The following is an 11603-nucleotide window of genomic DNA, read 5'->3' as shown; positions in this document are numbered from 1 at the left end:
AGGAGAAGTCCTACGAGGAGCGCCCCGCCGCACCTGTTCAACCCGCAGACCGTGTTCAAGCTCCAGCACTCCACCAAGACCCGCCGCTATGACATCTTCAAGCAGTACTCCAAGGCGGTGGACGACCAGTCCGAGGCGCTGCTGACCCTGCGCGGGCTCTTCAAGCTCAGCTCCGAGCGGCAGCCGGTGCCCCTCGACGAGGTCGAATCGGTGGCCGAGATCGTCAAGCGGTTCAACACCGGGGCGATGAGCTACGGCTCGATCTCCCAGGAGGCCCACGAGACCCTCGCGATCGCGATGAACCGGCTCGGCGGACGCTCCAACACCGGTGAGGGCGGGGAGCACCCGGCCCGGCTCGAAGACCCCGAGCGGCGCTCGGCGGTCAAGCAGATCGCCTCCGGACGCTTCGGGGTGACCAGCCAGTACCTGACCCACGCCGATGACCTGCAGATCAAGATGGCCCAGGGCGCCAAGCCCGGCGAGGGCGGCCAGCTCATGGGCAAGAAGGTCTACCCCTGGGTGGCCGAGACCCGGCACGCCACCCCCGGGGTCTCCCTGGTGTCCCCGCCGCCGCACCACGACATCTACTCCATCGAGGACCTGGCCCAGCTGATCTTCGACCTCAAGCGCGCCAACACCGGCGCCCGGGTCCACGTGAAGCTGGTCTCGCTGCATGGGGTCGGCACCGTGGCCGCCGGCGTGACCAAGGCCAAGGCCGACGTCGTGCTGATCTCCGGACACGACGGCGGCACCGGCGCCTCGCCGCTGAACTCGCTCAAGCACGCGGGCACCCCCTGGGAGCTCGGGCTGGCCGAGGCGCAGCAGACGCTGATGCTCAACGGGCTGCGCGAACGCGTCACCGTGCAGGTCGACGGGCAGCTCAAGACCGGCCGCGACGTGATCATCGCCGCGCTGCTCGGCGCCGAGGAATACGGCTTCGCCACCGCCCCGCTGGTGGTCTCGGGCTGCATCATGATGCGGGTCTGCCACCTGGACACCTGCCCGGTCGGCGTCGCCACCCAGAACCCGGTGCTGCGCGAGCGCTACACCGGCAAGGCCGACCACGTGGTCAACTTCTTCGAGTTCGTCGCCCAGGAGGTGCGCGAATACCTGGCCGAGCTGGGCTTCCGCACCCTGGACGAGGCGATCGGGCACGTGGACGCGATCGACATGGACGACGCCAAGCGGCACTGGAAGACCACCGGGCTGGATCTCGGCGCCGTGCTGGACAGCTACGACCCCAACGACCCGGTGACCGCCTCGATGCTGCGCCGCACCCGCGGACAGGACCACGAGCTGGAGAAGCACTTCGACATGGGCCTGATCGAGCTCGCCGGCCAGGCCATCAGCCACGGCGAGAAGGTGACGATCGAGAAGAAGGTGATCAACACCGACCGCTCGGTGGGCACCATGCTCGGCCACGAGGTGACCAAGGCGCAGGGCCTGAGGATGCTGGAGAACAACACCATCGTCGTCCAGCTCACCGGTGAGGCCGGGCAGTCCCTCGGGGCCTTCCTGCCGCACGGGATCACGCTGCACCTCTCCGGGGACGCCAATGACTATGTGGGCAAGGGACTCTCCGGCGGGCGGATCATCGCCCACCCGGACCCTGCCGCGCCGCTGGTCGCGGAGCGCAACGTCATCGCCGGCAACGTGATCGGCTACGGCGCGACCGCCGGGGAGATGTTCCTGCGCGGCCAGGTCGGGGAACGCTTCCTGGTGCGCAACTCCGGGGCCACCGCCGTGGTCGAAGGCATCGGTGACCACGGCTGTGAGTACATGACCGGAGGCCAGGCGCTGATCCTGGGACCCACCGGGCGCAACTTCGGGGCAGGCATGTCCGGAGGCACCGCGTTCCTGGTGGACTTCGACGAGCAGAAGGTCAACTCGCAGGCCCGGCTCAACGGGGACCTGCTGCTGCTGGAACCCGACGAGGAGGACCGCGCGATCATCGCAGACCTGCTGCGCCGGCATCACGAGGAGACCGGCAGCGCAGTGGCCGAGGCCCTGCTCGAGGATCTCGAGACGACCTATTCGCGCATCACCAAGGTGCTCCCGCGCAACTACGACGCCGTGCTCCGCGCCCGCTCCAGCGCCCTCGACGAGGGCCTGGATCCCGATGGCGACGCAGCATGGCAGAAGATTCTGGAGGCGACCCGTGGCTGATCCGCGTGGATTCATGAAGCACCGAGAGCGCCAGGACCGGCCCTCTCGCCCTGTCCCGGTCCGGATCATGGACTTCAACGAGGTCTATGAGCGCAATGAGCGCGGGATCGTGCAGACCCAGGCCAGCCGCTGCATGGACTGCGGCATCGCGTTCTGCCACACCGGGTGCCCGCTGGGGAACCTGATCCCGGAGTGGAACGACCTGATCTGGCGCGACCAGTGGGAGGAGGCCTCCTCCCGGCTGCACATGACCAACAACTTCCCCGAGTTCACCGGGCGGATCTGCCCGGCCCCCTGTGAGGCCTCCTGCGTGCTGGGCATCAACCAGCCCGCGGTCACGATCAAGCAGTCCGAGGTCGCGATCGCCGATGAGGCCATCGCCCGCGGCTACGTGGAACCGGTGCTGCCCCAGCGGCTCACCGGCAAGACCGTGGCCGTGGTGGGCTCGGGACCGGCCGGCCTGGCCGCCGCCCAGCAGCTCACCCGCGCCGGACACACCGTGGCCGTCTACGAGCGGGACGACCGGCTCGGCGGGCTGCTGCGCTACGGCATCCCGGACTTCAAGATGGAGAAGCACCACGTGGAGTTCCGCATCGAGCAGATGCGCGCCGAGGGCACCCGGTTCTACACCTCCACCGAGATCGGCGCCGACATCACCTGGGACGCCCTGGAAGCCAGCTACGACGCGGTCATCCTGGCCACCGGCGCCATGGTCCCGCGCGACCTGGGCATCAACGGGCGCGAGCTCGACGGGGTCCACTTCGCCATGGAGTACCTGGTGCAGTCCAACAAGGCCACCTCCGGGGACCAGGTGGAGGGACAGATCCGTGCGGACGGCAAGCACGTCGTCGTGCTCGGCGGCGGAGACACCGGCGCTGACTGCATCGGCACCGCCCACCGACACGGCGCCGCCTCGGTGACCACCCTGGCCATCGGCAAGGAGCTGCCCTCGGAGCGCTCCGACCGCGAGCCCTGGCCGATGGACCCGCGGGTCTTCGAGCTGACCAGTGCCGACGAGGAGGGCGGGGAGCGCAGCTACCTGGCCTCCACCGTGGAGTTCCTCAGCGACGACGCCGGCCGGGTGCGCGCCCTGAAGGTCGCCGAGACCCAGTACAACCCCGACGGGTCCCGCTCCCCGAAGCCCGGCTCCGAGCGCGAGATCCCGGCGGACCTGGTGCTGCTGGCGCTGGGCTTCACCGGGGCGGAGTCCGACACGCTCACCGAGCAGCTCTCGATGGACTTCGACCGGCGCGGGAACATCAGCCGGGCCGAGGACTACCAGACCTCGGTGGAGGGCGTCTTCGCCGTCGGCGATGCCGGCCGCGGGGCCTCCCTGGTGGTCTGGGCCATCGCCGAGGGCCGCGCCGCGGCCGCGAAGGTGGACGAATATCTCGAAGGCGCGACCAGGCTCCCGGCCCCGGTCAAACCCTCGGATCGTGCGATTTCACTCACAGGCTGACTGTTATAGGCTCGATACGAACAATCCTGGTCCAGTGTCGTGCCAGTCCATCAACTCGCTTAACGGCATTAGAGATAGGACAAGGTGAGATATGAGACACGCCAAGATCGTTGCCACTTTCGGCCCCGCCACCGCAGGCTATGAGATGACCCGCAAGCTCGTGGAGGCCGGCGTCGACGTCGCCCGGGTCAACATGAGCCACGGCGACTACAGCGTCCACGAAGACACCTACAACACCGTCCGCGAGGTCTCCAAGGACCTGCGCCAGGCCGTGGGAATCTTCGCCGACCTGCAGGGACCCAAGATCCGGCTCGGCCGCTTCATCGAGGGTGAGCACCCGCTCGCCGTCGGTGACCGCTTCACCATCACCATCGACGACGTCGAGGGCACCAAGGACCGCTGCTCCACCACGTTCAAGGGCCTGCCCGGAGACGTCAACGTCGGAGACACCCTGCTCATCGATGACGGCAAGATCGCGCTGCGCGCCGTGGAGGTCACCGCCACCGACGTGGTCACCGAGGTCACCGTGCCCGGCAAGGTCTCCAACAACAAGGGCATCAACCTGCCCGGCGTCGCCGTCTCCGTGCCGGCGATGTCGGAGAAGGACGAGGAGGACCTGCGCTGGGCGCTGCGCACCGGCTTCGACATGGTCGCGCTCTCCTTCGTCCGCGACGCCGCAGACATCGACGCCGTGCACCGGATCATGGATGAGGAGGGACGCCGCGTCCCGGTCATCGCCAAGGTCGAGAAGCCCCAGGCGGTGGAGGCGCTGCAGGACATCGTCGACGCCTTCGACGCCGTCATGGTCGCTCGCGGCGACCTCGGTGTGGAGCTGCCCCTGGAAGAGGTCCCGCTGGTGCAGAAGCGCGCCGTGGAGCTCGCCCGCCGCTGGGCCAAGCCGGTCATCGTCGCCACCCAGGTGCTGGAATCCATGATCGACAGCCCCCGGCCCACCCGCGCCGAGGCCTCCGACTGCGCCAACGCGGTGCTCGACGGCGCGGATGCGGTCATGCTCTCCGGCGAGACCTCCGTGGGCCAGTTCCCGGTGGAGACCGTGGAGACCATGTCCCGGATCATCGAGACCACCGAGACCAAGGGCCTGAGCCGGATCCCCGAGCTGGGCACCAAGCCCAAGACCCGCGGCGGCGCGATCACCCGCGCGGCCAAGGAGATCGCGGATCAGCTCGACATCGAGCACCTGACCACCTTCACCCGCTCCGGGGACTCCGCCCGCCGGCTCTCCCGGCTGCGGCCCAAGCAGAACATCTTCGCGTTCACCCACGTGGAGCACACGCACAACATCCTTACCCTGTCCTGGGGCGTGCAGCCGCGCTGGGTGGAGTTCGCCACCCACACCGACACCATGACCGCCCAGGTGGACAAGCTGCTGCTGGAGGAAGACGCCGCAGAGCTCGGCCAGCTCGTGGTCATCGCCGCCGGGTCCCCTCCAGGGCAGGCCGGGACCACCAACATGGTCAAGGTCCACCGGATCGGTGACCTGCACGACGCCAGCGACATCGAGACCCTGCGCCGCGGCGACATCGCCCCGGCCAACAAGGAACCGGTCGGTCCCTGGCCCGCGGCCAGCGCCTCCAGCCCGTCCTAGTCGGCAGCCGCCGGTCAGCGCGGCACGGCAGAGATTCAATGCTCGGGCCCAGGCCGAGGTAAGCTGGTGCCGTCCACGTCGGGGAGTCTGAGAAGACCCCCGCCGCGGGCGGCATGAGCGCCGGGGAGGCCCTGACCTCCTCGGTTCAGCCCGAATGGCGGAATCGGTAGACGCGCCGCACTCAAAATGCGGTACCACTGGTGTGTGGGTTCGAGTCCCACTTCGGGCACCAGCACGACGACGACCAGCCCAGCACGGGGAGCGTCCCCTCCGGGAGAGACTCCCGGCACGGCGGTCAGGGACCAGAAGGAGAACGGTGAGCGAACAGACTCCGGGCGCCGGCGAGAGCGCATCCGCGGCAGCAGCATCCCACGCCGCCCCTGAGACGGCCGCTGCGTCGGCTGCCGAGACGGCTGCTGCGCCTGCTGCCGAGGCCGAGCGCGGCGCCGCGCCGCGCCGGGTGCTGGTCGCCGAGGACGAGACCCTCATCCGGCTCGACATCGTCGAGATCCTCACCGGCGCCGGCTACGACGTCGTGGGCGAGGCCGACAACGGCGAACGCGCCGTCGAACTGGCCCGGGAGACCGAGCCGGACCTGGTGGTGATGGACGTGAAGATGCCCATCATGGACGGGATCACCGCGGCGCAGCTCATCGCCGAGGAGCGGATCGCCCCGGTGGTCATGCTGACCGCCTTCTCCCAGCGCGACCTGGTCGAATCGGCCCGCGAGGCCGGGGCCATGGCCTATGTGGTCAAGCCCTTCACCGAGAATGACCTGATCCCGGCGATCGAGGTCGCCATGGCGCGCTTCGACGAGATCCGCGCCCTGGAGGACGAGGTCACCTCGCTGGCGGACAAGTTCGAGACCCGCAAGCTGGTGGAGCGGGCCAAGTCCCTGCTCACCACGAAGATGGGCCTCACCGAGCCCGAGGCCTTCCGCTGGATCCAGAAGACCTCGATGGATCGCCGACTCTCGATGCGCGAGGTCGCCGAGACCGTGGTCGACCAGATGACGGACTCCCCGCCCTACCTGAAGTAACCCCCTGCGTTCCCGTCCCCGTTGAGGGGCTGATTCTGCGAGTATCTGAGGCGGTTTTCGGCCTCAACTGATCGCAGAATCAGCCCCTCAACGCGTGGGGGTGGGTTACACGGTGAGGATCAGGGCGTCGCCCTGGCCTCCGCCGCCGCACAGGCCTGCGGCTCCGGTGCCGCCGCCCCGGCGGGAGAGCTCCAGAGCCAGGTGCAGCACCAGGCGCGCCCCGGACATCCCCACCGGGTGCCCCAGGGCGATGGCGCCGCCGTTGACGTTGAGCTTCTCCTGGGCGAGGCCCAGCTGCCGGGCCGAGGCCGCGCCCACGGCCGCGAAGGCCTCATTGATCTCCACCAGATCCAGCGACTCCGGGCTGATGCCCTGCTTCCGGCAGGCCTCCGCGATGGCGTTCGCCGGCTGCAGCTGCAGAGAGGAGTCCGGGCCGGCCACCATCCCGTAGGCGCCGATCTGCGCCAGGGGAGTGAGGCCGAGTTCCCGGGCCTTCTCCGGGGTGGTCACGATGACCGCGCAGGCACCATCGGAGATCTGCGAGGCAGAGGCGGCCGTGATCGTGCCCTGCTTGTCGAACGCGGGGCGCAGCCTGCCCAGGGATTCGGCCGTGGTGCCTTCTCGGATGCCCTCATCGCGGCTGACCTGGAGGGGATCGCCCTTGCGCTGGGGCACCTGGACGGGGGTGACCTCCTCGTCGAAGACTCCGTTCTCCCAGGCCGCAGCCGCGCGCTCATGGGAGAGTGCCGCCACCTGGTCCTGCTCCGCCCGGGAGACCTCCGTGTCCGCGGTGTTGCAGGACTCGGTCAGGGCTCCCATGCTCTGCTGCGTGGCCTGATCGAAGAGCGCGTCATAGGCCATCGAATCGACCAGCTTCGTGTCCCCATAGGTGAAGCCCTTGCGGGAGCCCGGCAGCAGGTGGGGCGCATTGGACATCGATTCCATGCCGCCGGCCACCACCAGCTCACACTCGCCCGCGCGGATCAGCTGATCCGCGTAGGCGATGGCGCTCAGTCCGGAGAGGCAGACCTTATTGACCGTGATCGCTGGCACATGGCCCGGGATCTCGGCGCCCAGGGCGGCGGTGCGGGCCGGGTTCTGTCCGGCTCCGGCCTGGATGACCTGCCCCATGATGACGTAGTCGACCTGGTCGGGGCGGACCCCGGTCTTCTGCAGCGCGCTGCTGATCGCGGCCGAGCCGAGCTGGGCCGCGGTGAGTGAGGAGAGCCCACCCATCAGCTTGCCGATCGGGGTGCGGCTGCCTCCGAGGATCACGGAACCGGATGTCATGGGTGCTCCTTCATGTTCAAGACGACTCAAGGGTGTTCTGGACCACACATATCATGTGCGGTGCCGCGGTGGATGTGCGGTGCCTTGTTGGATGTGCGGTGCCTCGATGGATGTGAGGTGTTTCAGTGCAGTTCGACGCCGGTGGCTTCGCGCACCTGCTCCGGGCTCACTCCCGGTGCGGTCTCGACCAGCTTCATGCGTGGCTCGGCCTCGGTGCCCACGACGTCGATGACGGCCAGGTCGGTGATGATCCGGTCCACCACGGACTTCCCGGTCAGCGGCAGGGTGCAGGCGGGAAGGATCTTCGGTGAGCCGTCCTTGGCCACGTGGTCCATCAGGCAGATGACCCGCTCCGCGCCGTGGACCAGGTCCATGGCGCCGCCCATGCCCTTGACCATCTTGCCGGGCACCATCCAGTTGGCGAGGTCGCCGTTCTCCGCGACCTGCATGCCGCCCAGGACGGCGACGTCGATCTTGCCGCCGCGGATCATTCCGAAGCTGGTGGAGGAGTCGAAGAACGACGCCCCGGGGAGCACGGTGACGGTCTCCTTGCCGGCGTTGATCAGGTCCGGGTCCACGGCGTCCTCGGTGGGGTAGGGCCCCACGCCGAGGATGCCGTTTTCGGACTGGAGCACCACGGTGCGCTCGGCCGGGATGTGGTTCGGGATCAGGGTGGGCATGCCGATGCCCAGGTTCACATAGGCGCCGTCGGGAAGCTCCTGGGCGGCGCGGGCGGCCATCTGCTCGCGGGTCCAGCCTGCGTGGGTTTCGGTGGTCATGACGCGGTCACTCCTTCTCGTCGCTGCGGACGGTGCGCTTCTCGATGGGCTTGTCGATCTCAGACCCGACCTCTACGATCCGGTGCACGAAGACCCCGGGCAGGTGCACGGCGTCGGGGTCGATCTCTCCGGGCTCCACCAGCTCCTCCACCTGGGCGATGCAGACCCGGCTCGCCATCGCGGCGTCGGGGCTGAACTGCCGGGCGGCCTTGTTGAACACCAGGTTGCCGTGCCGGTCACCGCGCTGGGCGTGGACCAGGGAGAAGTCGGTCACGATCGACTCCTCCAGGACGAACTCGAGTGCACGGCCGTCGTGGATCGTGAAGGGCCGGACCTCCTTGGGTGCGGACTGCTTCGCCACGCCGCCGGATCCGTCGTAGGTCATCGGGATGCCGCCCTCGGCGACCTGCGTGCCCACGCCGGAACGGGTGTAGAACGCCGGGATCCCGGCTCCGCCTGCGCGCATCTTCTCCGCCAGAGTGCCCTGCGGGACCAGCTCCAGCTCCAGCTCGCCCTCCAGATACTGCCGGGCGAACTCCTTGTTCTCTCCGACATAGGAGGAGGTCATCTTCACGATCCGGCGCGCCGCGAGCAGCACGCCCAGGCCCCAGCCGTCCACGCCGCAGTTGTTCGACGCCACGGAGAGCCCGGAGGCACCCTGCTCGAGCAGCGCCTCGATGAGCTGGATCGGATTCCCGGAGAGGCCGAAGCCTCCTACGGCGAGCGAGGCGCCGTCGGGGATGTCGGCCACGGCCTCGGCGGCGGTGGTCACGGTCTTATCGATGGTCATGGGCCCTCCTCAGGGTTTCAGGGACTCGGGGCTTCAGCGACTCAGGGACTGCTGCTGACTCAGGGACTTCAGGGACTCGGGAACTGCTGTTGACTCGGGGGACCGTGCGGCTGGCCGGGAGCTCTCGGCGTGATGGCCGGCTCAGCTCGCCGTCCAGCCTCCGTCCATGGCGTAGGACGTGCCGGTCACCATACCGGCGGAGTCGGAGGCCAGCCAGGTGGCCAGCGAGGCCACCTCCTCGGGCTCCACCAGACGCTTCACCGCGGATTCGGTGAGCATGATCTGCTCGACCACCTGGTCCTCGGCGATCCCGTGGATGCGGGCCTGGTCGGCGATCTGCTTCTCCACCAGCGGGGTGCGCACATAGGCCGGGTTGAGGCAGTTCGAGGTCACCCCGTGCTCGGCGCCCTCCAGGGCGGTGACCTTGGAGAGGCCTTCCAGGGCATGCTTGGCGCTGACGTAGGCGGACTTGTACGGGCTGGCCCGCAGTCCATGGACCGAGGAGATGTTCAGGATCCGGCCGAAGCCGCGGGCGTACATGCCTGGCAGCGCGGCGCGGATCAGCAGGAACGGGGACTCCACCATCAGCCGGTGCATGAGCCGCCACGCCTCGGGGTCGAACTCATGCAGCGGAGCGACCCGCTGGATGCCGGCGTTGTTGACCAGGATGTCGGCCTCGGGGATCCCGGTCTCGGCGCCGAGCTCCTGAAGGGCCGTGGTCTCGGAGAGATCCACCGTCCATGAGCTGCCGCCGATCTCTGCGGCCAGGGCTTCGGCGGCCGCGCCGTCGCGGTCACAGACGGTCACCTGCGCACCGGCGGCGGCGAAGGCCCGCACGCAGGCCGCCCCGATGCCCGAGGCTCCGCCGGTGACGACGGCGCGGCGGCCGGTCAGCGCGCCGGCCGGGAGGGGTGAGCTGCGAGTGGTGTGCGGGTCCATGATGCTCCTTCTTCAAGGGGTGAGGATTGAAACGCGGGGTGCCGGAGGAACCGGGGAGGGGTGCGGTGAGGTGGGTCGCAGGGAGGCCAGCTCGCCCGGTGGATCAGAACCCGCCCACGGCCGAGACCAGAGCGATCAGGGCCACGACGACCAGCACCGGGATGACCAGCGTGACCATGGCGATGTCCTTATAGGACTGACGATGGGTGAGGCCGCAGACGATCAGCAGCGTGACCACGGCGCCGGAGTGCGGCAGCGTGTCCAGGCCGCCGGCGGCCATGGCGGTGAGTCGGTGCATCATCTCCAGGCTGATGCCCTCGGCCTCGGCCATGGCGCGCAGGTCCGCGCCCAGGGCGTTTAGGGCGATGGTCATGCCGCCGGAGGAGGAACCGGTGAGCCCGGCGGTGATCGAGGTGGTGACCACGGAGGTCACCAGCGCGTTGGCGCCCATGCCGAAGACCGAGTCGCGGACCACGGCGAAGGCGGCCACCGAGGCGACGACGGCGCCGTAGCCGACCTCGGAGGCGGTGGAGAAGATCGGCAGCATGGAGCGCTTGACGCCGTCGTTGAATCCGACCTTCAGGGTGCTCCACTTGCCGAAGTTCATCGCGATGATCAGCGCGATGGCGCTCACGATGCCCACCAGCACGGCCCACAGGCCGGCGCGGGTGTCGTAGCTGATGGCTCCGAAGGTGTCCTCCTGCAGATAGGACCAGTCCAGGGCCGGGAAGATCAACAGGGTGCAGGCGAAGTTCACCGCGAAGACGGTCAGCAGCGGCAGGAAGGGGACCAGACGGTTGGGCGGGGCGATCGTGGTGGTGACCGAGGAGCCGTCGTCGGCAGATCCTCCGATGACCTTCTTGGACTCCGCGGACTCGAAGTGCTCGCCCTTGGAGATCAGGCTGCGACGGCGGTGCTCCAGCCACACCAGGCCCAGGCCGAAGATCAGGGTCCCGCCCAGGACGCCCACTCCCGGGCCGGCCCAGGCGCCGGTGCCGAAGAACTGACCGGGGATGATGTTCTGGACCTGCGGGGAACCGGGCAGCGCGGTCATGGTGAAGGTGAAGATGCCCAGGGCGATGGTGCCCGGGATCAGCCGGCGCGGGATGTCAGCGACGCGGAACAGCTCGCGGGCCAGCGGATACATCACGAACGCGACCACGAAGAGGCTGATCCCGCCGTAGGTCATCAGCGCGGAGGTGATCACCGTCGCGGCGATCGCCCTGCGGCTTCCGATCCAGCCGGTCACGGTGCGCGCGATCGACTCGGCGTAGCCGGTCACGGTCATCAGCACCCCGAAGATCGCACCGGTCAGGAAGATCGGGAACCAGCTGCCCACGAAGCCGGCCATCGCTGGCATGAACACCTCGGTGTAGGACGCCAGGATCGGAGCCCCGGAGAAGAGCACGCAGACGACCGCGGAGATGGGAGCGGCGAGGATCACCGGCACGCCGCGATAGGCGAGGGTGACGAGCAGCAGCAGGGACAAAATGATGCCGACGATGCCCAGGATCATGGGGGTCTCCTCAGGGAGG

9 protein-coding genes and 1 tRNA gene are annotated in these 11603 nt (G+C 68.8%); 5 read left to right on the top strand and 5 right to left on the bottom strand.

Features of this window, described 5'->3' with window-relative positions:
- The 5 genes from I2487_RS02365 to I2487_RS02345 all read left to right on the top strand — a co-directional run.
- Window positions 1–2166 (top strand): glutamate synthase-related protein (locus I2487_RS02365; protein WP_255545867.1); only part of this gene is annotated, 2166 nt, incomplete at its 5' end.
- Complete coding sequence (locus tag I2487_RS02360) at window positions 2159–3625, top strand: glutamate synthase small subunit (RefSeq protein ID WP_207171008.1); 1467 nt, start codon at window positions 2159–2161, stop codon at window positions 3623–3625. The genes I2487_RS02365 and I2487_RS02360, both read left to right, overlap by 8 nt.
- 91 nt (window positions 3626–3716) lie before the next feature.
- On the top strand, window positions 3717–5231 hold the full coding sequence (gene pyk, locus I2487_RS02355) for a pyruvate kinase (protein WP_207171009.1): 1515 nt from the start codon (window positions 3717–3719) through the stop codon (window positions 5229–5231).
- A gap of 148 nt (window positions 5232–5379) precedes the next feature.
- Window positions 5380–5463, top strand: a tRNA-Leu gene (locus tag I2487_RS02350).
- An 84-nt stretch (window positions 5464–5547) separates the two neighbouring features.
- Entirely contained in the window at window positions 5548–6270 is a 723-nt protein-coding gene (locus I2487_RS02345) for a response regulator (protein ID WP_207171010.1), read from the top strand.
- A 105-nt stretch (window positions 6271–6375) separates the two neighbouring features.
- Here I2487_RS02345 and I2487_RS02340 read toward each other — a convergent pair whose 3' ends face one another.
- The 5 genes from I2487_RS02340 to I2487_RS02320 all read right to left on the bottom strand — a co-directional run bounded on the left by I2487_RS02340 (window position 6376) and on the right by I2487_RS02320 (window position 11584).
- Window positions 6376–7560, bottom strand: coding sequence for an acetyl-CoA C-acetyltransferase (locus I2487_RS02340; RefSeq protein WP_207171011.1), 1185 nt, complete (start codon window positions 7558–7560; stop codon window positions 6376–6378).
- 122 nt (window positions 7561–7682) lie between these two features.
- Window positions 7683–8339, bottom strand: a complete 657-nt coding sequence (locus I2487_RS02335) for a CoA transferase subunit B (RefSeq protein WP_207171012.1) — start codon at window positions 8337–8339, stop codon at window positions 7683–7685.
- Between the two features lie 7 nt (window positions 8340–8346).
- Window positions 8347–9129 carry a CoA transferase subunit A gene (locus I2487_RS02330; RefSeq protein WP_207171013.1) on the bottom strand — a complete coding sequence of 261 codons (783 nt, stop codon included), beginning with the start codon at window positions 9127–9129 and terminating at the stop codon, window positions 8347–8349.
- Window positions 9130–9270: 141 nt separating this feature from the next.
- Window positions 9271–10068 carry a 3-hydroxybutyrate dehydrogenase gene (locus I2487_RS02325; RefSeq protein WP_207171014.1) on the bottom strand — a complete coding sequence of 266 codons (798 nt, stop codon included), beginning with the start codon at window positions 10066–10068 and terminating at the stop codon, window positions 9271–9273.
- A 103-nt stretch (window positions 10069–10171) separates the two neighbouring features.
- On the bottom strand, window positions 10172–11584 hold the full coding sequence (locus I2487_RS02320) for a GntP family permease (protein ID WP_207171015.1): 1413 nt from the start codon (window positions 11582–11584) through the stop codon (window positions 10172–10174).
- Window positions 11585–11603: the final 19 nt, after the last annotated feature.

Source organism: Nesterenkonia sp. E16_10 (assembly GCF_017347085.1).
Taxonomy (GTDB): domain Bacteria; phylum Actinomycetota; class Actinomycetes; order Actinomycetales; family Micrococcaceae; genus Nesterenkonia.
This window is presented reverse-complemented; position numbering and strand designations above follow the sequence as displayed.